The 23,459-nt window shown below is 66.7% G+C and carries 20 protein-coding genes; 10 read left to right on the forward strand and 10 right to left on the reverse strand.

Translation table 11 applies throughout. The features are described 5' to 3' along the window. Positions 1 to 100: 100 nt before the first annotated feature. A complete protein-coding gene (locus ACZ1JS_RS05905; protein WP_465168133.1) occupies positions 101 to 664 on the forward strand; it encodes a hypothetical protein in 564 nt (187 codons plus the stop codon). A 381-nt stretch (positions 665 to 1,045) separates the two neighbouring features. Here the strand turns inward: ACZ1JS_RS05905 and ndk are convergent, their stop codons facing one another. The 3 genes from ndk to ACZ1JS_RS05920 form a co-directional block, all read right to left on the reverse strand. Further along, a complete protein-coding gene (gene ndk, locus ACZ1JS_RS05910; RefSeq protein ID WP_242115458.1) occupies positions 1,046 to 1,468 on the reverse strand; it encodes a nucleoside-diphosphate kinase in 423 nt (140 codons plus the stop codon). A 74-nt stretch (positions 1,469 to 1,542) separates the two neighbouring features. Beyond that, entirely contained in the window at positions 1,543 to 1,980 is a 438-nt protein-coding gene (locus ACZ1JS_RS05915; RefSeq protein ID WP_465168134.1) for a DNA polymerase III subunit chi, read from the reverse strand. Positions 1,981 to 2,108: 128 nt separating this feature from the next. Further along, a complete protein-coding gene (locus ACZ1JS_RS05920; RefSeq protein WP_465168638.1) occupies positions 2,109 to 3,578 on the reverse strand; it encodes a leucyl aminopeptidase in 1,470 nt (489 codons plus the stop codon). A 168-nt stretch (positions 3,579 to 3,746) separates the two neighbouring features. On the opposite strand from ACZ1JS_RS05920, the gene ACZ1JS_RS05925 reads away from it, so the two are divergent. The 4 genes from ACZ1JS_RS05925 to rsmA all read left to right on the forward strand — a co-directional run bounded on the left by ACZ1JS_RS05925 (position 3,747) and on the right by rsmA (position 9,271). Further along, entirely contained in the window at positions 3,747 to 5,981 is a 2,235-nt protein-coding gene (locus ACZ1JS_RS05925; RefSeq protein ID WP_465168639.1) for an LPS-assembly protein LptD, read from the forward strand. Positions 5,982 to 6,067: 86 nt separating this feature from the next. Next, positions 6,068 to 7,429 carry a peptidylprolyl isomerase gene (locus ACZ1JS_RS05930; RefSeq protein ID WP_465168135.1) on the forward strand — a complete coding sequence of 454 codons (1,362 nt, stop codon included), beginning with the start codon at positions 6,068 to 6,070 and terminating at the stop codon, positions 7,427 to 7,429. Between the two features lie 13 nt (positions 7,430 to 7,442). Then, positions 7,443 to 8,438: a 4-hydroxythreonine-4-phosphate dehydrogenase PdxA gene (gene pdxA / locus ACZ1JS_RS05935; RefSeq protein ID WP_465168136.1), complete on the forward strand. Its 996-nt coding sequence runs from the start codon at positions 7,443 to 7,445 to the stop codon at positions 8,436 to 8,438. Beyond that, a complete protein-coding gene (gene rsmA, locus ACZ1JS_RS05940; RefSeq protein WP_465168137.1) occupies positions 8,435 to 9,271 on the forward strand; it encodes a 16S rRNA (adenine(1518)-N(6)/adenine(1519)-N(6))-dimethyltransferase RsmA in 837 nt (278 codons plus the stop codon). The genes pdxA and rsmA overlap by 4 nt, the downstream gene beginning before the upstream one ends. Positions 9,272 to 9,277: 6 nt before the next feature. Here rsmA and ACZ1JS_RS05945 read toward each other — a convergent pair whose 3' ends face one another. The 5 genes from ACZ1JS_RS05945 to ACZ1JS_RS05965 form a co-directional block, all read right to left on the reverse strand. Further along, positions 9,278 to 9,796: a tetratricopeptide repeat protein gene (locus ACZ1JS_RS05945; RefSeq protein WP_465168138.1), complete on the reverse strand. Its 519-nt coding sequence runs from the start codon at positions 9,794 to 9,796 to the stop codon at positions 9,278 to 9,280. A 25-nt stretch (positions 9,797 to 9,821) separates the two neighbouring features. Next, a complete protein-coding gene (locus ACZ1JS_RS05950; protein WP_465168139.1) occupies positions 9,822 to 11,000 on the reverse strand; it encodes an RsmB/NOP family class I SAM-dependent RNA methyltransferase in 1,179 nt (392 codons plus the stop codon). 166 nt (positions 11,001 to 11,166) lie between these two features. Beyond that, positions 11,167 to 12,624, reverse strand: a complete 1,458-nt coding sequence (gene guaB / locus ACZ1JS_RS05955) for an IMP dehydrogenase (RefSeq protein WP_465168140.1) — start codon at positions 12,622 to 12,624, stop codon at positions 11,167 to 11,169. Positions 12,625 to 12,642: 18 nt separating this feature from the next. After that, a complete protein-coding gene (locus ACZ1JS_RS05960; RefSeq protein WP_465168141.1) occupies positions 12,643 to 14,067 on the reverse strand; it encodes a M20/M25/M40 family metallo-hydrolase in 1,425 nt (474 codons plus the stop codon). A 37-nt stretch (positions 14,068 to 14,104) separates the two neighbouring features. Continuing rightward, a complete protein-coding gene (locus ACZ1JS_RS05965) occupies positions 14,105 to 14,896 on the reverse strand; it encodes an HpcH/HpaI aldolase/citrate lyase family protein (protein WP_465168142.1) in 792 nt (263 codons plus the stop codon). Positions 14,897 to 14,945: 49 nt separating this feature from the next. Between ACZ1JS_RS05965 and ACZ1JS_RS05970 the strand changes: the two genes are divergently transcribed. From ACZ1JS_RS05970 to ACZ1JS_RS05980, 3 genes are read left to right on the forward strand one after another with little or no spacing between them, the layout of a single operon-like run. After that, positions 14,946 to 15,935: an SPFH domain-containing protein gene (locus ACZ1JS_RS05970; protein WP_465168143.1), complete on the forward strand. Its 990-nt coding sequence runs from the start codon at positions 14,946 to 14,948 to the stop codon at positions 15,933 to 15,935. Beyond that, positions 15,932 to 16,366, forward strand: coding sequence for an NfeD family protein (locus tag ACZ1JS_RS05975; RefSeq protein WP_465168144.1), 435 nt, complete (start codon positions 15,932 to 15,934; stop codon positions 16,364 to 16,366). The genes ACZ1JS_RS05970 and ACZ1JS_RS05975 overlap by 4 nt, the downstream gene beginning before the upstream one ends. A gap of 55 nt (positions 16,367 to 16,421) precedes the next feature. Then, positions 16,422 to 18,257: a DUF885 domain-containing protein gene (locus ACZ1JS_RS05980; RefSeq protein WP_465168145.1), complete on the forward strand. Its 1,836-nt coding sequence runs from the start codon at positions 16,422 to 16,424 to the stop codon at positions 18,255 to 18,257. Positions 18,258 to 18,554: 297 nt separating this feature from the next. Here the strand turns inward: ACZ1JS_RS05980 and ACZ1JS_RS05985 are convergent, their stop codons facing one another. Beyond that, positions 18,555 to 19,643: a mechanosensitive ion channel family protein gene (locus ACZ1JS_RS05985; protein ID WP_465168146.1), complete on the reverse strand. Its 1,089-nt coding sequence runs from the start codon at positions 19,641 to 19,643 to the stop codon at positions 18,555 to 18,557. Positions 19,644 to 19,771: 128 nt separating this feature from the next. Here ACZ1JS_RS05985 and gyrA point away from each other — a divergent pair, with 128 nt between their 5' ends. Together gyrA and ACZ1JS_RS05995 are read left to right on the forward strand one after the other, a co-directional pair. Next, positions 19,772 to 22,555, forward strand: a complete 2,784-nt coding sequence (gene gyrA, locus ACZ1JS_RS05990) for a DNA gyrase subunit A (protein WP_465168147.1) — start codon at positions 19,772 to 19,774, stop codon at positions 22,553 to 22,555. Further along, positions 22,552 to 22,896, forward strand: a complete 345-nt coding sequence (locus ACZ1JS_RS05995) for a DUF952 domain-containing protein (RefSeq protein ID WP_465168148.1) — start codon at positions 22,552 to 22,554, stop codon at positions 22,894 to 22,896. The genes gyrA and ACZ1JS_RS05995 overlap by 4 nt, the downstream gene beginning before the upstream one ends. 103 nt (positions 22,897 to 22,999) lie before the next feature. Here ACZ1JS_RS05995 and ACZ1JS_RS06000 read toward each other — a convergent pair whose 3' ends face one another. Next, complete coding sequence (locus tag ACZ1JS_RS06000) at positions 23,000 to 23,431, reverse strand: DUF488 domain-containing protein (RefSeq protein ID WP_465168149.1); 432 nt, start codon at positions 23,429 to 23,431, stop codon at positions 23,000 to 23,002. Positions 23,432 to 23,459: the final 28 nt, after the last annotated feature.

Genomic DNA, 23,459 nt, shown 5'->3' on the forward strand with positions numbered 1-23,459 from the left:
TCGGATACGATCCGGTCCGGCTTCCCATGGGGGGGAAGTAGAGGGGAAGACCATGACGTTCGTGAAGATGCTTTGCGTCGCCGCTTTTGCTGGCGCGTCGATGACCGTTGCGGTTGCGCAGGACCAGTCGGCTCCGGTGACCGCCGTCGCGCGTGGGGGCGCCACCGCCAATGCGCAGCTGCCGGCGAACACCGAAGTGTTGTTGTCGATGAACGAGGACCTGACGACCAAGGGCGGTCGCATCGAGGTCGGCTACAAGTTCGGGCTGACCGTCGCCGCCGACGTGATGCTGGGCGATTATGTCGTGATTCCGAAGGGTACGCCGGCCATCGGCGAAGTCACCTGGCTGACCGGCAAGGGTGCGTTCGGCAAGTCGGGCAAGATGGAAATCCAGGTCCGTTCGATCGAACTGAACGGCCGCCGCATCCCGGTGACCGGCAAATATCGTCAGGAAGGCGAAGGCAACACCGTCGCGACGGTGGCATCGGTCGCGCTGCTCTGGCCGGCGGCTCCGTTCGTCACGGGCAAGAGCGCGCGCATTCCGGCGGGCCGCGAACTGAAGGCGTTCACCGAGTCGGCGACGCCGGTGACGTTGCCGGCAACGGCCGCTGTGTCGGCAAGCACGCCGGTGGTGGCGGTCGCGGCGACTGCCGGGGTGAAGTAAGGGGGGTTCTCCCTTCTGTCCCGTTCCCATCCGTTCGCTTCGAGCGGAGGTTCGAGCCTGTCGAGAACCGTAGTCGAAAAGCGGTGGCTAATCAGCCCGTTCTCGACGGGCGCTTCTCGACAAGGTCGAAGCTGCTCGAACCAAGCGGGATGGGAGAATGGGGTGGCTTTCTCCGCTTCCGTTCGTGCCGAGTAGGGGCTGAGCGCAGTTGAAGGCCCGTATCGAAGGACTTGGCCGCCAACGGTCCTTCATACGCCGCTTCGACAGGCTCAGCGGCTACTCGAGACGAACGGTGGAGCAAGTTCGCAACCGACCAACGCAGAAACGAAAAAGGCCCGCCTCCTTCACGGAAGCGGGCCTTTCATTTCATCGGCCGATCGATCAGCCGACGATTTCTTCCGGCTTGAAGAAGAAGTCGATCTCGATCTTCGCATTCTCTTCCGAATCCGAACCATGGACCGAATTGGCTTCGATCGATTCGGCCAGTTCCTTGCGGATCGTGCCCGGTTCGGCGTTCGCCGGGTTGGTCGCGCCCATGATGTCGCGGTTCGCCTGCACGGCGTTTTCGCCTTCCAGCACCTGCACGACGACCGGACCCGAGATCATGAACGACACCAGGTCGTTGAAGAACGGACGCTCGCGGTGCACGCCGTAGAAACCTTCGGCCTGTTCGCGGGTCATCTGGATGCGCTTCGAAGCGACGACGCGCAGGCCGGCTTCCTCCAGCATCTTGGTGACGGCGCCGGTCAGGTTGCGGCGGGTCGCGTCGGGCTTGATGATCGAAAAGGTACGGGTGGCGGCCATGGCGGTCGCAGCTCCTGCGTTGCTGGTTGGAAGTGGACGGTCCCCCTAGTCGGGCGCCGCGTTACAGGCAAGCGTTACGCCGCCTGTTCCCAACCATTGTCGCTCTGTCGCCAGTAGCGGCGTTCGACACCGTCGCGGTCGGCCAGTCCCTTCCACGCCGCACGGGCAGCGGCGATATGGTCCTCGCCAAAGAAGTGGAAGGCGCGATCGAAGGTCAGCGCCTCCTCGCGCCACCGGCCGTCGACGATCGCGATGTTGCGGGCGGTATTGGTCGCAACGACGTCTGGAGCGATCAGCACCGCTTGAAGGCTGTCCTCCCCGGCCCCCGCCTGCGCGTGTGGCAGGAAACTGTCGGGAGCGTAGGTCCATAGCAGCATGTCGAGATTGCGGCGCTGATCGGCATCTTCGGACAACAGGAGCAACCGCTCGCCGTCGCCATGCACGCGCGCGGCGATGCGCGGGAGCACGCGGTCGAGCGGGCTGCGGGTCAGGTGGTAGAAGTCGACTTTCATAGGTTCGCTTGTATGCCCTCCCCCCACCCGTCACCCCAGCGAAGGCTGGGGTCTCTTGCGGCGGGTGTGCCGTGCTTTCCGCAGGAGATTCCAGACTGCGATGGAATGACGTGTTGGGCGGTCGGGCCTCAACCTTCGAAATTGTCCGCGACGAACCGGTCGAGCAGGCGCACGCCGAAGCCGGTCGCGCCCTTGTCGTGGTGGTTGCCGGGTTTGTCGGCCCACACCATGCCGGCGATATCGAGATGCGCCCAACGCACGCCTCCTTCGATATAGCGCTTCAGGAACTGCGCAGCGGTGATCGATCCGGCACCGCGCGGGCCGATATTCTTCATATCGGCGATCGGGCTGTCGAGCAGCTTGTCATAGGCCGGCGACAGCGGGAAGCGCCACAACAGGTCCCCCGATTCGCGCGACGCGGCCAGCAACTGGTCGGCGAGCGAATCGTCATTGGCGAACAGGCCGCCATGTTCGCTTCCCAGAGAGATGATCATCGCGCCGGTCAGCGTGGCGAGATCGACGATGGTGCCCGGCTTATGCGTCTTCTGGACCCAGGTCAGCACGTCGCACAGCACCAGACGCCCCTCGGCATCGGTGTTGAGCACTTCGATCGTCTGGCCCGACATGCTGGTGACGACGTCGCCGGGTCGCTGGGCCTTGCCATCGGGCATGTTCTCGACCAGCCCGACGACGCCGACGACATTGGCCTTCGCCTTGCGCGACGCCAGCGCCTTCATCGCGCCGGCGACCGCGCCCGCGCCGCCCATGTCCCACTTCATGTCTTCCATGCCGGGTCCGGGCTTCAGCGAAATGCCGCCGGTGTCGAAGGTCACGCCCTTGCCGACCAAGGCGAGGTCGACATCCCCCTCGCCCTTCCCGTTCCAGCGCATGGCGAGCAGCCGCGCTTCCTTCTCCGAGCCCAAGCTGACACCGAGCAGCGCGCCCATGCCGAGTTCGGCCATCTGCCGTTCGTCAAGGATGGTCAGTTCGATGCCGAGATCGGTCAGTTCGCGGCATTTCTCGACGAAGCTGACCGGGTAGAGGATGTTCGGCGGATCGGTGACCAGCGTGCGGGTCAGGTCCAACCCCTGGGTGATCGCATCGGCGGCGACGAATGCGTCGTCGATTCCTTCCGGTGCATTGGCGATGGTGATCGTCGTCAGCGTCGGCTTCGACTTTTCGGGCATCTTCGTGCGATAGCCGTCCTGCCGCCAACCGCGCTGCGCCGCCGTCGCTGCGAACCGTGCGACCGATGCCGCCGACACGTCCGTACCGGCGAAATCGACGGTCAGTTCGGTCAGACCCGACAACAGGAACCGTCCGGTCAGCGCGCCGCCCGCCTTTTCCAGCGCCGCGCCGTCGCCGGCACCGATGCCGAGCAGGATGACGCGGTTAGCGCTGTCTCCGTCGCCGGGCACGAAGATTTCGGCCATCGACCCGGCCTCACCGTCGAACCGGCCCGCACGTGCGGCGGCGGCGACCAGCGTCGCGGTGGCATCCTCGAGCCCGGCCGCGGCGATCCGGTCGAGTCCTCCGCTGGCGACGGGCAGGACAAGGGCGGTGGCGGTTCCCCGGTCGGGGGCGAACTGGATCGAGATCGACATGCACTTCCTTCTACGCTGGCGCACATGGGCGCTGCCGCCTTCTAGGCCCGCAGCCGCGGGGAGGTAAAGCGGGTGGACAGCGATTGCGGTTCACGCTGCACGATGCGATAGGCAGGCCACAAGGTCGCCAACAGGCGGCGACAAGGGGAAGCGGAACTAGTGGTGCGTTCGATCGGGTCGCTTGCCCTTGGGTTGACGTTGGCGTTCGGCGGGCCGGCCCTTGCGCAGGATTTGCAGGATCGGCCAGCGCCGCCGCCCGCGCCCGAACAAGCGCTGCCGACCCCGCCGACCGAAGATCAGATCGATTTCTCGTCCGACCTGCTGGAATATGACAGCAATGCCGATATCGTTACAGCGACCGGCGAGGTGCGGCTGCTGCGCGAGGGCAACCGGTTGCGTGCCGACCGGGTGACGTGGAACCGCAAGACCGGACAGGTCGTCGCCGACGGCAATATCGCGGTGACCAACCCGCAGGGCGACGTTGCTTACGGCGACCGGATCGAATTGACCGACACGCTGAAGGACGGCGTGGTCGACAATATGCTGGTGGTGCTCGACGAAGGCGGGCGGATCGCGGCGAAGCGCGGTACCCGTTCCGAAAACGGCGTTGTGACCGTAGAGAGCGCCGCCTATACGCCGTGTTCGGTGACGAATTCGGCAGGATGTCCGAAAGAGCCGTCGTGGAAGATCACGGCGATCAAGGTTCGCTACGACCCGACGCGCAAGCGCATCCGCTATACCGGGGCGGGGCTGACCATCTTCGGCCTGCCGACGATTCCCTTACCTTCCTTCTCGCATTCGATCGGTGATGGCAGCGATTCGGGGCTGCTGGCGCCGTCGATCCGGCTGGACCGGGTCAACGGGGTCGAGGTCGCCGTCCCCTATTATTTCAGCCTCGCGCCCAATCGCGACGTGACGATCACGCCGCACGTCTATACCGCGGTGCTGCCGATGTTGCAGGGCGATTACCGTGCGCTGACGTCGAAGGGCGCGTATCGGGTACAGGGCTATGCGACGGTCAGCCGGCGGAGCGACGACCTTGTGCTCGGTATCGTGCCGACGGGGAGCGAACAGTCGTTCCGTGGCTATCTCGATGCGGTCGGGCGGTTCCAGCTCGACCCGAACTGGGCGGTGTCGGGGTCGCTGCGCTATACCACCGACCAGACCTTCCTGCGCCGCTACGACATTTCGCGCGACGACCGGCTGCGCAACAATGTGACGGTCGAGCGGATCGACCGCGATTCGATGCTGACTGTCAGCGCCTGGGCGGTGCAGACGCTTCGGGTCGGCGACGATCAGGGGATGCAACCGGTGGCGCTCCCCGAACTCGATTATCGACGCCGGTTCAACGGCCTGTTGGGTGGCGTCGCACAGGTGCAGCTCAACACGCTGGCGATCGGGCGGAGCGAGGGACAGGATACGCAGCGTGCCTTTGCCGCCGCGCGCTGGGACCTGACGCGCTATACGCCGCTGGGGCAGGAGGTGACGTTCACCGCCTATGCGCGTGGCGACGTCTATAATGCGCACGACACGATCGATACCGCGGTGCTGAGCTATCGCGGCGACGAGGGCTTCACCCCGCGCGGCATCGCCGCGGCGGCGGTCGATATCCGCTGGCCGTTCGTCGGCGCGATCGGCGGCGGCACGCAACGGATCAGCCCGCGCGTGCAACTGGTCGCGTCGCCGAAGATCGCCAACCTGCAGGTCCCGAACGAGGATGCGCGCGCCGTCGATCTGGAGGATTCGAACCTGTTCGCGCTCAATCGCTTCGCGGGGTACGACCGGTTCGAGGATTCGTCGCGCATCACCTATGGCCTCGACTATGCGATCGATCTGCCGGGCGTGGCGGTGGCGGCGACGATCGGGCAAAGCTACCGCGCCAGCCAGCGCGCCAGCATCCTGCCGAGCGGCACTGGTCTGGACGATCGCTTCTCCGACTTTGTCGGGCGGACCGATATTCGGTTTCGCGAACTGGTGACGTTCACCCATCGCTACCGGCTCGACAAGGACGGGTTGAAGATTCGCAGGAACGAACTCGACGCGACGGTCGGCAGTCGCCGGACCTATCTGCAGGTCGGCTATCTGCGGCTGAACCGCGATATCGACGAGCTGGAGGATCTGCAGGACCGCGAGGAAATTCGCGTCGCGGGGCGGATCGCCTATGGTCCGTTCTGGTCGGCGTTCGGTTCGGCGACGGTCGACCTGACCGACAAGTCGGAGGATTCGCTTTCGCTGTCCGATGGTTATGATCCGATCCGCCACCGGCTGGGTGTCCAGTATGAGGACGATTGCCTGCGGCTCGGCCTGACGTGGAAGCGGGATTACCAGCGGATCGGCGACGCGCGCAGCGGCAGCAGCTATCTGGTAACGCTGGCATTGAAGAATCTGGGACGATAAGGCCCTGTTCAGGCGCGGCGGGTCATGAATTTGCCCGAATGGTGCGGCACCGCCCTGAATTCGCGCGCATGGGATAAGACGACCAAGTGACCAACAACATCGTGAATGTCGGCCGCATCGGCCGTTCGATCGCCGGTTTCGTCGCGATCGCCGCCGCCGCCACGCTGGCGGCGCAGACCGTGAGCGACGGGCAGGAAGTGCCCGGCGCCAATCTGAACCTGCCGGGCAATCCGACGATCTTCGGCAAGCTGGACCCCAATATCCGCAAACCGACCGCGATCGTGAACGACACGGTGCTGACCGGCACCGATGTCGACCAGCGCATGGCGTTGATCGTCGCGCTGAACGATTTCAAGTTGAGCGAGCAGGACCGCGAGGTATTGCGCCAGCAGGTCGTGCGCCAGCTGATCGACGAAACGCTGCAGATCCAGCAGGCCAAGGCAAAGGACATCACCGTCACGCCGGCCGAACTGGAGCAGAGCTTCAACCGGCTGGCCAAGCAGCGGTTCAACCAGACGCCCGAGCAGCTGCGCGCCTATCTGCGCACCGTCGGATCGTCGGATCGGTCGCTGCGGCGGCAGATCGAGGGCGAACTGGCATGGAGCCGGCTGCTGCGGCGGCAGGTCGAGCCGTTTGTGAATGTCGGTGAAGAAGAGGTCGCCGCGGTCATCAAGCGCTTGGAGGAATCCAAGGGCGCCGAAGAGTATAGCCTGCGCGAAATCTATATGAGCGCCACGCCCGATCGCGCCGCCGAGGTGCAGGGCGGCATGACCAAGATGATCGAACAGATCCGCCAGGGTGCACCGTTCGAGTATTTCGCGCGGAATTTCTCCGAAGCGTCGACCCGTGCGGTCGGCGGTGATCTGGGTTTCGTGCGACTTAACATGTTGCCCGAGCCGTTGCAGCGCGCCGCGCAGCAGATGCAGGTCGGGCAGATCGCCGGGCCGATCGAGGTGCCGGGCGGCTATTCGATCCTGTATCTGGCCGACAAGCGGCAGGTGCTGACGGCCGACCCGCGCGACGCCAAGCTGGCGTTGCGGCAGTTGTTCCTGCCCTTCCCCGCCGGCACCACCGAGGCGCAGGCGAGCGCGAAGGTCGCGGCCTTCACCGAAGCGACGCAGGCGATCCGCGGATGTGGCGACGCGACCAAGGTCGCGCAGACGCAGAAGGCCGAGATCGTCGACAATGACGCGGTCACGGTCCGCAGCCTGCCGCCGGCGTTGCAGGAAATCATCCTGAAGCTGAACGTCGGACAGGCGACTCCGCCCTTCGGTTCGCCCAAGGACGGCGTGCGCGTGCTGGTCGTGTGCGGTCGCGAAGATCCGCGTAACGGCGCGCTGCCCAGCGCGGCGCAAATCCAGCAGGGGCTGGAGCAGGAACGCGTCAACCTTCGGGCGCAGCGGATGATGCGCGACCTGCGGCGTGACGCGGTGATCGAATATCGTTGAGGGAGCAGGTACGATGCCGGCGATCGCGCCGTTAGCGGTATCGATGGGCGACCCGGCGGGAATCGGTCCGGAAGTGATCGCCAAGGCTTGGGAACGGCGGGACGCGGAACGCCTCCCCTGCTTCTTCGCGGTCGGCGACGTGGCGGCGGTGTCGGCGGTGTGGAACGGTCCGGTCGAACGGATCGACGATCCACGCGACGCGGCGCTGGTTTGCGGCCGGGCATTGCCGGTCGTGTCGGTGGTCGATGGCGACGCGATCAACCCCGGGCACCCCGATATCGGTGGCGCGCGCTGTGCGTTGCAGTCGCTGGAACTGGCGGCGGGTCTGGCGCGGTCCGATGCGGCATCGGGTCTGGTCACTGCGCCGGTGTCGAAGGCCGATCTGTACCGGATCGGCTTCGATTATCCGGGGCAGACCGAATTCGTTGCCGAACGTTGCGGCGTCGCGCGTGAGAATGCGGTGATGATGCTGGCGGGTCCGACATTGCGGGTCGTGCCGCTGACGATCCACGAACCGCTGTCGGCGGTACCGCATGTGCTGACCATCGATCTGCTGGTCGCCCGCGCGCGGGCGACGGCGCGGGGCCTCACCCGCGACTTCGGGATCGCGGCGCCGCGTCTCGCGCTCGCCGGGCTCAATCCCCATGCCGGGGAAGGCGGCGCGATCGGACGCGAGGAAATCGAGGTGATGATCCCCGCCGTCGAACTGTTGCGCGCCGAGGGGATCGATATCGTCGGGCCGCTGGCTGCCGACACGATGTTCCATCCCCGCGCCCGCGCGCGATACGATGCGGCGCTGTGTGCCTATCACGATCAGGCGCTGATCCCGATCAAGACGCTGCATTTCGATGATGGCGTCAACATCACCCTCGGCCTGCCGATCGTGCGGACCTCGCCCGACCACGGCACCGCTTTCGACATTGCCGGACAGGACCGGGCGGAGCCGGGCGCGATGATCGCGGCGATCCGCATGGCGGGCGACGCCGCCGCGCGCCGGGCCGCGGCGTGAGCGTCACCCCGGTCGGCGACCTGCCGCCGCTGCGCGACGTCATCAAGCGTCACGACCTGTCGGCGAACAAGGCGCTGGGGCAGAATTTCCTGTTCGACCAGCAATTGCTCGACCGGATCGCGCGCGTGCCCGGCGACCTGCACGATCAGGAAGTGCTGGAAGTCGGTCCCGGTCCGGGCGGACTGACCCGGGCGCTGCTGCTGGCCGGGGCGAAGGTGACCGCGATCGAACGCGACCGGCGCTGTATTCCCGCACTCGAAGAGCTGGGTGCAGCGTTTCCGGGGCGGTTGCGCGTGATCGAGGGCGATGCGCTGGAAATCGACGCACCGTCGCTGTTCGAGGGGCGGCCGCATATCGCCTCCAACCTGCCCTATAATGTCGGCACCGCGCTGTTCGTCGGCTGGCTGTCGAGCGGGTGGCAGCCATGGTGGCGCAGTCTGACCTTGATGTTCCAGCGCGAGGTCGCCGATCGGATCGTCGCGGGCGCCAATGACGACGCCTATGGGCGATTGGCGGTGCTGGCCCAGTGGCGCAGCACGGCGCGGATCGCGATGCCGGTGCATCGCAGTGCCTTCACCCCGCCGCCCAAGGTCATGTCGGCAGTGGTGCATGTCGTGCCGGGCGAGGCGCCGGAAGGCGTTTCGCTGAAAACGCTCGAACGGCTGACCGCCGCCGCTTTCGGCCAGCGGCGCAAGATGCTGCGGCAGAGTTTGAAGGCGGTGCCCGGCGCAATCGACGCGGCCGAGGCGATCGGCATCGATCCCACACGCCGCGCGGAGACGGTCGGCGTCGCGGAGTTCGTGGCGCTTGCCCGGCGGCTGGACGCGGGTTGACGCCGGTTATTGCTGGGTGGTGGTCGGCGTCCCGGGTACGACGGGCGGGGTCTGCTGCGCGGTCGCGGTGACCGGCGGCCCCTTGGCGATAACTGTCGCCAGTTCGGTGGCGGCGGGGCAGGATGCGCCGCAGACGGTCTTGAGCCTCGCCAGCGTTTCGCGCGCCTTGGTGACGGCGCCCTTCTGGACCAGCGCTTCGCCCTCGCCCTTCAGCGCGACGACGTCATTGGGTTCGAGGCTCAGCGCCTCGCGATACAGGCGGATCGACTTGCCGGGCAGGCCCTGTCCGCGCGCGATATCGGCAAGTGCGATGTAAGCGGGACGGTTGCGCGGGTCGACGACGAGCGCGCTTTCGATCAGGCCGACCGCACCTTCGACATTGCCGGCGGCCTGTGCGGCACGTCCCTGCTGTAACAGCGCGGTCGAACGCGGGTCGATCTGATTATCGGGACGCTGCCCGCTGAGCGAGGTGGACGCGCAGACCAGAGCGAGTGCGGCCGCGACCGAAACCGAGGTGAACCGCATCAATTTCTCCGAATGCGACACCGCCTTATGCCCGGCCGAGGCGTGCGACGAAAAAGCCGTCGGTTGAATCGGATGCCGGGGTCAGGCGCATTCCCGAACCGTGGACGTGCCCGCGCGGCAATGCAAGCGGCAGCGCGCGCCAATCGGGGTTGCGCGCGAGAAACGCATCGACCTGTCCCGCCCCTTCGGCATCGAGCAACGAACAGACGACATAGGTGATGGTACCGGTCGGCGAGGCAAGGCCGGCGGCGACGTCGAGCAAGCGCGCCTGCGTCGAGACCACGCGGCCGAGCCGGTCGGGGGTCAGCCGCCACCGTGCTTCGGGATTGCGCCGCCACGTGCCGGTGCCCGAACAGGGTGCGTCGACGATCACCCAGTCGGCCTGTCCGGCGACATCGGCAAGCATCGCGGCTTCCTTGCCGGGATCGAGCAGACGCGGTTCGGCGATCGTCACGCCGGCGCGCGCCGCACGCGGGGCAAGACGCGAGAGGCGCGGGCGGTCGGTGTCGCTGGCGAGGATGCGTCCCTCCCCCGCCATCTGCGCCGCAATAGCCAGCGTCTTGCCGCCACCACCGGCGCACAGGTCGATGGCGAAGCCGCCCGGTTCGGCACAGGCGGCGAGCGATACGATCTGGCTGCCGAAATCCTGCACCTCGGCACGGCCGTCGCGCAGCGCATCGCTATCGGGCAGCGTATCGGCGGGCAGCCGGATCGCGTCGGGCAGGTCGAGGGCCGGTTCGCCACCCAGTTCGGCGAGCAGCGTGTCGCGGTCGGTACGCAAGCGGTTGACGCGGATGTCGAGCGGAGCCCGTTCGAGCAGCGCGGCAAGATCGGTGTCGTCGAGCCCGGCACCGCGCAGCGCATCGACGAGCCATGTCGGTGCGTAGCTGGTTTCGGCACGCGGTTCGTCCGCTGCGATCGGTGCGGGGCCATAAGATGACCCATCGAAGGTCGCCGCCAGATCGGCATCCTCATCCGCCAGTGCGACGATCGTGGCGCGGGCGTTGATGGGGACCGCACCGAAGCGGCGGACCGCATCATAGGCCAGGGTACGGATCGCACGGCGGTCCTTCGACCCCGCATAGCGCCGTGCGGCGAAGAACCGCTTGGCGACCTGATCGCCCGCCGCGCCGCCGGTGCGCGCCGCATCGAGGATCGCGTCGACCAGATCGATCGTCGCCTGGGTCCGTGCCGCCGGCGTCACGCGGTACCGTCCTGAATCACCATGCCCGACACTAGCAACATAACCTACATCAATCCACCAGGCGGGGGCGCAGAGCGCGGTCCCGTACGGTCAACGCGCGATGACGGAAAACGGGCGATTTAAGGAAGCGGGCTGCGGGCCGTGCAGGATCCGCAGCCGGTGCGGTTCAGCGCGTCGGGTAGTTCGGCGCCTCGCGGGTGATCGTCACGTCATGGACGTGACTCTCGCGCAAGCCTGCATTGGTGATGCGAACGAAGCGTGCGCGTTCCTGCAGATCGGTGATGCTGTGCGACCCGGTATAACCCATCGCCGCCTTCACCCCGCCGACCAGCTGGTGGATGACGTCCTTGGCCGGCCCCTTGAACGCGACCTGCCCCTCGATCCCTTCGGGCACCAGTTTGAGCTGGTCCTTGATATCCTGCTGGAAATATCGGTCGGCCGAGCCCTTGGCCATCGCCCCGACCGAACCCATGCCGCGATAGCTCTTATAGGCGCGGCCCTGGTACAGGAAGGTTTCGCCCGGCGCCTCCTCGGTACCGGCCAGCAGCGATCCGATCATCACCGCCGATGCGCCGGCGGCCAGCGCCTTGGCGACATCGCCCGACGTGCGGATGCCGCCGTCCGCGATCACCGGCACGCCGGTCCCCGCCGCTGCCTTTGCCGCGTCCATGACCGCGGTCAGCTGCGGCACGCCGACGCCGGCGACGACGCGGGTGGTGCAGATCGATCCCGGTCCGATGCCGACCTTGATGCCGTCCGCACCCGCATCGATCAGCGCCCGGGTCGCCTCGCCGGTCGCGACATTGCCGGCGATCACCTGAACGTGCGGGGCGATGGCCTTCACGCGCTTCACCGCCTCGGCGACCTGCCGGTTATGGCCGTGCGCTGTATCGATGACGATCAGGTCGCATTCGGCCTCGATCAGCGCCTCGGTCCGCTCATAGCCCTTTTCTCCGACCGTGGTGGCGGCGGCGACGCACAGACGGCCCGCGCCGTCCTTGGTTGCGTTGGGATAGGTGACCGCCTTCTCGATATCCTTGACCGTGATCAGGCCGACGCAGTGATAGGAATCATCGACCACCAGCAGCTTTTCGATGCGACGCTGGTGTAGCTGGCGACGGGCCTCTTCCTGCGAGACGCCGATGCTGACGGTCGCGAGATTGTCGCGGGTCATCAGCTCGGCGACGGGCTGGTTCGGATTCTCGGCGAAGCGGACGTCGCGGTTGGTCAGGATGCCGACCAGCTTGCCCGATGCCTCGACGACCGGAATGCCGCTGATCCGGTGCCGCTCCATAAGCGCGCGGGCGGCGGAGAGCGGCGCGTCGGCAGTGATGGTGATCGGGTTGACGACCATGCCGCTTTCAAACCGCTTGACCGCTCGCACCGCCGCGCATTGTTCCTCGACGGTCAGGTTACGGTGCAGCACGCCGATCCCGCCCAACTGCGCCATGACGATCGCCATGTCGGCTTCGGTGACCGTGTCCATCGCCGATGACAGGAACGGAATGTTGAGCGCGAGATTGCGGGCGACGCGGGTGCGCGGGTCGGCCTGGCTGGGGAGCACGTCCGATTCCTGCGGAACCAGCAGCACGTCGTCGAAGGTCAGGCCGAGGGTGATATCCATGGGAAGCGTCGTCTCGTATCAGTTGGCGGGGTAGCGGGCGGGGTCGGCAAGCGCGCGGGCGAGCGCGACGTGCAGGTCGGCATCCTCGGCGGCACCCGACAGGTCGATGTGCGCGAGGTCGTCATTGGGTTTGTGGTAGGGGCCGTCGAGATAGGCGAAGAGGCGCTTCATATCGCTGACCGATCCGGTCGCCATGACGGCGGGAATGCCGCGCTTGCCGAACGCCCATCCGTCCTGCCGCTGCACCATGATGTTCGCTTCGGTATCGGTATCGACCTTGCGACCGATCGCGCGGGCGGTCGCGTCGACGATGGCGTCGATCTTCGGATGGTTGCCGCGTCCGACCATCGCCACCGGCATGCCGGTCGGCACGATCGCGGCGGTATCGATATTAAGGTTCGCGACGATCTTGAGCGGGGTTTCGGCGACCGCGGCGGCATAGGCATCGGCGCCGATCAGCCCCTTTTCCTCCGCCGTCGTCGCGACGAAATAGATGCTGCGCTCCGGCGCCGGTCCTTTGGCCAGCGCCCGCGCGACCTCGATCAGAATGGCGGTGCCGCTGGCGTTGTCGGCGGCACCGTTGCAGATGCGATCGGGCGCGCCTTCTGCCCGGCAGATGCCGATATGGTCCCAATGCGCCGACAACAGCACCGCTTCGTTCGAACGCGTACGGCCGGGGATCATGCCGACGATGTTGGCGGTGGTGTAGCGGCGGCGGGTGGTCGTCGCTGTAAGGTCGAACGTGCCGTCAATGTCGACGGGGCGGAAATCCTTGGCGGTCCCCGCCTTGGCCAGCGCCGCGGCCCGATCGCCGAGCAGCGTCGCCGCCTGCGCTTCGGATAGATAGGCAACCGGTATCGGCAGTGCTTCGCCGTCGCGAACGGTCAAGCGGCCGAAATTCTCGCGCACATCGGCTTCGGAAATGGTGCCGGGCGTCAGGTAGATCGCGGCGACGGCCCCTGCTTTCGCCAACGCGCGCGCCTTTGCGGCACGACCGGCACTCAGCGGCATCACCACGACCTTGCCGCGAACCGGCGCGGCGGCGATCGCATCGGCCTCGATCCCGCCAGCATAGACGATGCCGGCATCGCCGACGCGCGTATCGGGCTGGTCCCCGATCGCAACCACGCTGTTCAACGCGACGGTGCGTCCGGCGCGCTTCACCGACGCGGTCGCCGACTTTCCCTCGATCGCGGTCAGCGTCACGTCCTGCCGCCAGCGGCCATCGGGCGCACCGGGCTTGAGGCCGGCATCGGCGAACGCCTGCAATACATAGGCCTCGGCACGATCGCCGCCGGGGGTGCCGGGTTCGCGGCCCTCATAGCCATCGCCGGCGAGTATCGCGACATGGTCGCGCAGCATCTGCGGGGTGATGTGCTGGGCATGGGCCGCCGAGGCGCTGCACAGCAGGGCGGCGAGTCCGAGGATCGGGCGGAGCGACATGCGCCCCACTATCGATCCGAAACGTGACGGGCAAGCGTCAACGCGCGCGTTCGAGCAACCTTCGCGCGGTTTCGACATGCATCGCCTCGATCATCCGGTCGCGAAACCGCTCCGCGCCGCCGGTCGCAGCGGCAATCAGCGCGGCCGCCTCTTCCAGTTCGGCGGTGGTGGGCGAGAAGGCGGCGTTGGCGGCAGCGATCTGGCCGGGATGGATCAGCGACTTGCCATCGAAGCCCATCGCCCGCCCTTCAGCGCATTCGCGCGCCAGCCCGTCGGGATCGGCCAGCGCGTTGAAGACACCGTCGATCGCCCATCCGCCCGCCGCGCGCGCTGCCAGCACGACGCCTTGCAACGCGAGCGCCAGCGCGCCCCGCCCACCGCCGGGCGGCAGGCGCAGTTCGGCGGCGAGGTCGTTGGTTCCGACCATCAATCCAACGACGCCGGGAACCGCCGCGATCTCCGCCGCCGCCAGCACGCCGCGCGGCGTCTCGATCATCGCCAGTACCCTGCGCCCGGCCAGGGGCGCAAGGTCGGCGGCGCGCTCGACCTTCGGCACGACGACCAGCGGCACGTCGACGATCGCCAGTAGGTCGGCGGCGAACTGGTCGCTGTCGGGGGCATTGACGCGAACCGCACCACGACTGCCAAGCAGTTCGATCGCCGCCGGCAACGCGTCGCGCGCCGCTGCCTTCTCCTCCGCACGAACCGAGTCCTCTAGGTCGAGGACGATCAGATCGGCCGACAGGCCGACGGCTTTCGCAATCATGTTCGTCCGCGCGGCGGGCACGAACAAAAGGCTGCGCGGAGCAAGGCTTATGGTGGGTTCCATGCCGACGCTATGCTAGACCGGTCCCGGTCGAGGCAAGCGGGGATGGACGATGATCGTAGGCGTGATCGCGGCGCTGGTGTTGTTGGTGCTGCTCTACCTGTTCATGAGCGTGAAGATCGTGACCCAGGGCCACCAATATACGATCGAACATTTCGGCCGCTTCACCGCAGTCGCGCGGCCGGGGTTCAATTTCTACCCCGCCTTTTTCTATCGTGTCGGCCGGAAGGTTAATATGATGGAGCAGGTGATCGATATACCGGGACAGGAAATAATCACCCGCGACAATGCGATGGTTTCGACCGACGGAGTCGTGTTCTTTCAAGTGCTTGACCCGGCGAAGGCGGCTTATGAGGTGTCCGACCTGTATGTCGCGCTCCAGCAGATTACGACCACAAATCTGCGCACGGTGATGGGGTCGATGGACCTCGACGAGACGCTGTCGAAGCGCGACGAGATCAATGCCCGGCTGCTGGGCGTGGTCGACCATGCGACCAATCCATGGGGCGTGAAGATCACCCGCGTCGAGATCAAGGACATCCGCCCACCCGCCGATATCGTCAACGCGATGGGCCGGCAGATGAAGGCCGAGCGCGAGAAGCGCGCCAACATCCTCGAGGCCGAAGGCGCGCGTGCCTCCGAGATCCTGCGCGCCGAGGGTCAGAAACAGGCGCGCATCCTCGAAGCCGAAGGGCGGCGTGAGTCGGCGTTCCGTGATTCCGAAGCCCGCGAACGCGCCGCCGAGGCCGAGGCGAAGGCGACGCAGGTCGTCAGCGACGCGATCGAAGCGGGCGGTACGCAGGCGATCAACTATTTCATCGCGCAGAAATATGTCGAGGCGGTCGGCAAGTTCGCGACCAGCCCCAATGCCAAGACGATCCTGTTCCCGGTCGAGGCGACGCAGTTGATCGGCACACTGGGCGGGATCGGACAACTGGCGAAGGAAGCGCTGGGCGAGACCAAGGCCGCCGCGCCCGCCCCTGCCCCGACCCCGGCGGTGCGCGAACGGCCGGTCGGTCCGTTCGAGCCGCCCGTGCGATGATCGACGGCGGCTATGGCTGGCTGTTGCTGGCGGCGGCGCTGGGCGCGGCCGAGCTGGCGGTGCCGGGCGTATTCCTCGTCTTCGTGGCGATCGCGGCGGCGATCACCGGTTTGCTCTCGCTGCTGTTCCCTGCGCTGACCCTGCCGGCCGAACTGGCGGTGTTCGGCGCGTGGAGCGTGGTCACGGTACTGATCGGGCGGCGCTGGTATGCCGACTATCCGGTCGACAGTGACGATCCGCTGCTCAACGATCGCGCGGCGCGGCTGATCGGGCAGGACGTGGTCGTCGTCGAAGCGATCGTCGGCGGGATCGGGCGGGTGCGGGTCGGCGACAGCGACTGGATTGCACGCGGACCCGATCTGGACGTCGGCCGCCGCGTGCGGATCGTCGGGGTCAGCGGATCGACGCTGACCGTCGCGTCGGACGATTGACGCCGGGCACGCCGCGCAGGACAAGGCGGCAACGCTTCGCTGACAAGGATTGCCGATGGAACTGACCCGCCGCGACTGGATCGCCGGTGCCGCCGCGACGACATTGGCCGCCGCCCTGCCCGCCCGCGCGCAAGGCCCGGCAGCCGCGTCTGCTGCGACCGCCGCCGACAAGGCCGCCGAAGCGACGCTGTCGAAGATTGCCGAGGCGATGCTGGTCGACGCACCGGAGGCGGCGAGCGGTCTCGGCATCGACACCGGCGCGCGTGCGGTGCTGAAGGCGCGGCTGGGCGATCGGTCGGCGGCGGGGCAGCGGGCGATCGCCGAGCATCTGCGCGCGCACGTCGCAACGCTGAAAGCCATCGACACCGCGCCGCTGTCCCCGGCGACGCGGACCGATATCGACGTGGTCAAGACGGCGTTCGAAACCGCGCTTGACGGCTTCGCGCTTCCCTATGGCGACGTCGCAGTCGGCGGGTGGCGCAACACCCCCTATGTCGTGATCCAGAATGTCGGCGCCTATCTCGACATACCGCGTTTCCTCGACAGCGATCACAGCATCGCGACCAAGGCGGATGCCGATGCCTATCTGGCGCGGCTCGACAGCTATGCGACGCAACTGGATGCCGAAACGGCGCGGGTGCGCGCGGCGTCGGCGCGCGGGGTGGTGCCGCCCGACTTCCTGCTCGACAAGACGCTGAAGCAAATGAACCAATCGCTGGCGGGCGAGCCGGCAAGCTGGGACATCGTAACGTCGCTGACGCGTCGGACGAAGGACATTCCCGGCGACTGGGGCGCGCGGGCGACCGCAATCGCGCGCGATCGGGTCAAACCGGCGCTCGAGCGGCAGTTGGCGGCGATGCAGGACGATCGCAGGAAGGCGACGTCGGACGCCGGTATGTGGGCGCGGCCCGACGGCGATGGCTGGTATCGCTGGGCATTGCGTGCGTCGACCACGACGACGATGACCCCGGACGAGGTCCATGCGATGGGCCGCGACGAACTGGCCCGGTTGCAGGCGCAGATGGACGCGATCCTGAAGCCGCTCGGCTATACCAAAGGCAGCGTCGGCGAGCGGATGACCGCGCTCGGCAAGGACCCGCGCTTCACCTTTCCAGAGGGTGATGCCGGACGGGCGCAAATCATGGAACTGGTCCAGAACCGGCTGCGCGACATCCGCGCCCGGATGCCGCGCGCCTTCAACACGCTGGCGCCCGGCAATGTCGAGGTGAAGCGCATCCCGGTGGTCGAGGAAGCCGGCGCGCCGGGTGCCTATGGCGGGCCGGGGTCGATCGACGGCAAGGTGCCGGGCAAGATGTGGATCAACCTGCGCAATACCGGCATCTGGACCCGTTATTCGCTGCCGACGCTGACCTATCACGAGGCGATCCCCGGCCATGTCTGGCAGGGCGAATATAGCTTCCGCCTCCCGCTGATCCGGTCGCTGTTGCAGTTCAACGCCTTTTCCGAAGGCTGGGCGCTCTATGCCGAACAACTGGGCGACGAATTGGGCGCGTATGACGGCGATCCGGTCGGGCGGCTCGGCTATCTCCAGTCGATCGCGTTCCGCGCCTGCCGGATGGTCGTCGACACCGGGCTGCACGCGAAACGTTGGACCCGGCAACAGGCGATCGACTGGTTCGCCAGCACCAACGGATCGAGCGTCGACGAAGTGACCGGCGAGGTCGACCGCTATTGTTCGTGGCCGGGACAGGCATGCGGCTACAAGGTCGGGCATTCGGAGATCAACCGCCTGCGCGACCGGGCGAAGACGGCGCTAGGGCCGCGCTATGATTTCAAGGCGTTCAATGATGCGGTCGTGCAGGGCGGCGGGGTGCCGATGACGGTGCTGGGTCGTAACGTGGATGCGTTCGTGGCGGGGCGGAAGGGCTGAAGGCTATGGGCGACAGCCGCCCGGCTGTCGCTTCCGCGAAGGCGGGACCTCTGCGAAAGTCGCGCGCGCTGCCAGGGGCTACTCGTACCCCGGCGAACGCCGGTGTACGTGAATAAACCCGGTACCTGTCCCGCCTCCTCCCCCGTACCCCCGCGGAGGCGGGGGTCCAGAGCCAAGCAAACCGACACTTGCGTATGTGGCTCTGGGTCCGCGCCTTCGCGGGGACACGGTGGAGTGGGCTTTCGCAGAAGTCCCGCCTTCGCGGGAAGGTCGAAGCTTGAAGGTGGTTCGCGACCGTCAGGTCGGTTGACTGTGATTTGGTACCTTTACGTCGTCCACCGCTACCCGCCGCCGTGGCAGCGCCTCGGGCATTTCGTCGCGGATAAAGGCCAGCATCCCTTCACGCAGCGAGCAGCGCAGGTCGAACGCGCGGGCGGCGTCAGACGCGGTGGCGAGGATGCGGACCTCGATCGCATCTGGCTTGGTGTCGGTCACCTGCAGCACATAAGCCCGCCCGTCCCAGAGCGGATCGTCCTTCACCAACTCTTCGAACCTCGCGCGCAGGCGGGGGATGTTGGTCGTCGGGTCGAGCCAGAAGAACGCCGACCCCAGCAGCCCGCTGGTCGTGCGGGTCCAGTTCTGGAAGCTCGATTCGAGGAATTTCGACACCGGCACGACCAGCCGCCGTTCATCCCACAGGCGGACGACGACATAGGTCAGGCGGATTTCCTCGATCCGGCCCCATTCATTCTCGATGATGACCACGTCGTCGATGCGGATCGGTTCGGTGAACGCCATCTGCACGCCGGCGATGATGTTCTTGAGCGCAGGCTGGGCGGCGGCACCGACCGCAAGGCCGGCGAGACCCGCCGACGCCATCAGCGTGACGCCGATCGAGCGGATGCTGGGGATCGACAACAGCATCAGGCAGACGGTGATGAAGCCGATGGCGATGATCGCGATCCGCCCCAAAATGGCACTGCGCGTCCGCCGCCGCCGCGCGCGCAGATTGTCGGCGACGGTAATGTCGGTCGCGACCTCGATCGCCTTTACGGACGCGCGGATCATGGCGATCGCGAACCACCCCATCAGCAGCGGTACCACCAGCCCGGCGACCTGCGTCCACAAATCGTCCCACCGTTCGGGAAGGCGTAGCGGCCGACGGACGCTGGCCAGTGCCATCGCCACCAGGATCCACCGCATCGGCCGCCACGCATGGTCGACATAGACGTCGTCGACCGACCCCGGCGTGCGTGCCGCGAAGCGTTGCAATAACCGGAAAAGGACGGCGTGGAGAAGCAACGCCGCCACTACCGAAATCCCGACCGTGGCGAGATCGGCGGCGGTCGGGGGCAGCGTGTTCAGGAAACGTTGGATGTCGCGCATGGCTGAAGCAACTTTTTGCGCCGCAGCATGTTCCGGGCGCCGGTCGAACCGAGCCGCAACGCTTGGCTTTCGCGACCCGACCGGCTAGGTTGTCGCCCAACCGAAACATTCCCCGAAAGCATCGAACTTTGACAGACGCGACGCTGATCGCCGACCCATCCGATATCGCCCCCATCTCGATCGTGGACGAGATGCGGTCGAGCTATCTCGACTATGCGATGAGCGTCATCGTCGCCCGCGCGCTGCCCGATGTGCGCGACGGGTTGAAGCCGGTGCATCGCCGCATCCTGTTCTCGGCGCAGGAAAGCGGCTTCGTTCCCGGCAAGGCGTATCGCAAGTCGGCGCGCATCGTCGGCGACGTGATGGGTAAATACCACCCGCATGGCGATACCGCGATCTACGACGCATTGGCGCGCATGGCGCAGCCATGGTCGATGCGGCTGCCGCTGATCGATGGTCAGGGCAACTTCGGGTCGATGGACCCCGATCCGCCCGCCGCGATGCGCTATACCGAGGCGCGCCTCGCCAAGTCGGCGATGGCGCTGCTCGACGATCTCGACAAGGATACGGTCGATTTCGTGCCGAATTACGACGGATCGGAGCGCGAGCCGGCGGTGTTGCCGGCACGCTTCCCGAACCTGCTGGTCAACGGCGCGGGCGGCATCGCGGTCGGCATGGCGACCAACGTGCCGCCGCACAATCTGGGCGAAGTGGTCGATGCGTGCCTCGCCACGATCGATCGTCGGGTCGAGGGCGGCGAGCCGCTGACCCATGACGAACTGTGCGAGATCGTGCCGGGGCCGGACTTTCCGACCGGCGCGCTGATGCTCGGCCGCGCCGGTGCGCGCGCCGCCTATGCTGGCGGGCGCGGGTCGATCATCCTGCGTTCGCGCCACACGGTCGAGGCACGCGGCGAGCGGCGCTCGATCGTGCTGACCGAAATCCCGTTCCAGGTCGGCAAGTCGGGGCTGGTCGAAAAGATCGCCGAGGCGGCCAAGGACAAGAGGATCGAAGGCGTCAGCGACATTCGCGACGAATCGAACCGCGAAGGCGTGCGGATCGTCATCGACCTGAAGCGCGATGCGACCCCTGACGTGGTGCTCAACCAGTTGTGGCGGCACACCCCGGCGCAGTCGAGCTTTGCCGCGAACATGCTGGCGATCCGTGGCGGGCGGCCCGAACTGCTCAACCTCGCCCAGATCATCGACGCGTTCGTCGGCTTCCGCGAGGAAGTCATCACCCGCCGGTCGAAGTACGAACTGGCCAAGGCACGCGAGCGGGCGCATCTGTTGCTGGGGCTGGTGATCGCGGTCACCAATCTCGACGAGGTGGTGCGGATCATTCGCGGGTCGGAAAGCCCCGCCGCTGCGCGCGCCGCCTTGCTGGCGCGCGAATGGCCGGTGGCGGAGATCGCGCCCTATCTCAAACTGGTCGAGGCGGTCGAATCCGACACGACCGGCGACGTCTATCGCCTGTCCGACCTGCAGGTCCGCGCGATCCTCGACCTGCGCCTCCATCGCCTGACCGCGCTCGGCCGCGACGAGATTGGCGAGGAGCTGAAGACGCTCGCCGGGTCGATCAGCCATCTGCTCGAAATCCTCGGCAACCGCGCCAAACTGTATGCGGTGATGCGGCAGGAGCTGGTCGACGTCCGCGCCGAATTCGCGACGCCCAGGCGTACCGAGATCGCCGGTGCCGCTGACGGCATCGACGACGAGGATCTGATCGAGCGCGAGGAGATGGTCGTCACCGTCACGGTGCAGGGCTATATCAAGCGCACGCCGCTCGACGCCTTCCGCGCGCAGAAGCGTGGCGGCAAGGGCCGCGCCGGTATGGCGACCAAGGACGAGGATGCGATCACGAACCTGTTCGTGACCAGCACCCATACCCCGGTGCTGTTCTTCTCGACCGCCGGCAAGGTGTACCGCATGAAGGTGTGGCGCCTGCCCGAAGGGGGGCCGGCGACGCGCGGACGGCCGATGGTCAATCTGCTGCCGCTGGCGGCGGGCGAGACGATCTCGACCGTGCTGCCGCTGCCCGAGGACGAGGAGCGGTGGAGCGACCTGCACGTCATGTTCGCGACGGCAAATGGCACGGTGCGGCGCAACTCGATGGATGCCTTTGCGAATATCCCGACCGCCGGCAAGATCGCGATGCGCTTCGACGACGATAGCGACGATCGCCTGATTGGCGTGGCGCTGCTGACCGAGACCGACGACGTGCTGCTCGCGACCAAGGCGGGCAAGGCGATCCGCTTCGCCGCGACCGATGTCCGTGAGTTCCAGAGCCGGACATCGACCGGCGTGCGCGGCATTTCGCTGGGCAAAGACGACGAGGTCATCTCGCTGTCGATCCTCGGCGGGTTCGACGCGACCGCAGAGGAACGCGAGCAATATCTGAAGGCCGCGCCGTGGAAGGAAGGTGATCGAGAAGTCACGCTCTCGGCGGAACGCATGGCTGAGTTCGAGGCGGCCGAGGAGTTCATCCTGACCGTCACCGCCAACGGTTTCGGCAAGCGCACCTCGGCCTATGAATATCGCCGCACCGGGCGCGGGGGTCAGGGGATCACCAACATCGTCACTTCCGATCGCAACGGACCGGTCGTGGCGAGCTTCCCGGCGCATAATGGTGAGCAGCTGATGCTGGTTACCGATCAGGCGAAGCTAATCCGCACCACCGTCGGCGACATTCGCGTCGCGGGCCGCAATACGCAAGGCATCACCATCTTCCGTGTCGGCATGGGCGAGCAGGTCGTGTCGGCCGCCAAGATCGACGAGGACGAGACCCCCGAGAACGAGGCCGAGGCGATCGTCGCCGAGGAACGCGCCGCAATGCCGCCGGTCGAGGGCGATATCGTGCTCGACGACGGGACCGGTCCCGATACGATCAGCGAGAAGGATATCGAGGAATGAAGCCCGCCACCGCCTTCAAGGTGCTGACCGCAGAGCAGATGGCGGTGCTGGAGGCGGGCAGCTTCGACGGGGCACCGGTGGATATCGCCGATGGCTATATCCACCTGTCGACCTTCGACCAGTTGACCGAAACGGTCGACAAGCATTTCGGCGGGCAGGATGATCTGCATGTGGCAGAGGTCGATCTGGAGGCGTTGGGCGAGGCGGTGAAATGGGAACCGTCACGCGGCGGGCAGATGTTTCCGCACCTCTACGGGCCGCTGCCACTGGAGGTGGTGGTGGCCTATGGGCCGTTGCATCGGGATGACGCGGGCAAGGTCAAGCGGCCGATTACGGGCTGAAAATTCTTCCCATTTGTTGGGGGGCGCGAGCGAACCGTTTGAGGCAGCCGCCCCTCCACCACCGCTTCGCGGCGATCCCCCTTCGCCGCCGAGCGGGGAGGATTTAGGCGTAGAGTTCCACTATCTCCGCGCCCTGCCCCACCGCTTCGAGCAGCAACGTCCGGTGGCAATGCGCCGGTTCGCGTTCGAAGCATAGCAGCGCCGAGGGCATCTCCGCCGCCAGTTCCAGCATGATCGCCGCTTGCGCCTGCGCCTCGGGCAGTTCGAGTTGTTCGTCATATACCGCGCGCAGTGTCGCGACGTCGCCCTTCTTTGCTGCATCGCGTCCGCGCTTGGGTGTGCCGAGTGCCTTCAGATGCACATAGTCGATGTCGTGCGTCGCCAGTTCGGCCGCCAATGACGATTTCGAGAAGCCCGGTCGGCGCGACAGGGGCAGCGCGCGTACGTCGATGACCCGCCGAACGCCCGCCGCCTGCAACGCCGTGACGAATTCCGCCACGGTTACCGACTCATATCCGATCGTGTAGATTTTCATCCGCCTTCCCTTCGTCGCATGCGACCAA

Source organism: Sphingomonas sp. BL-S-05, from assembly GCF_055521695.1.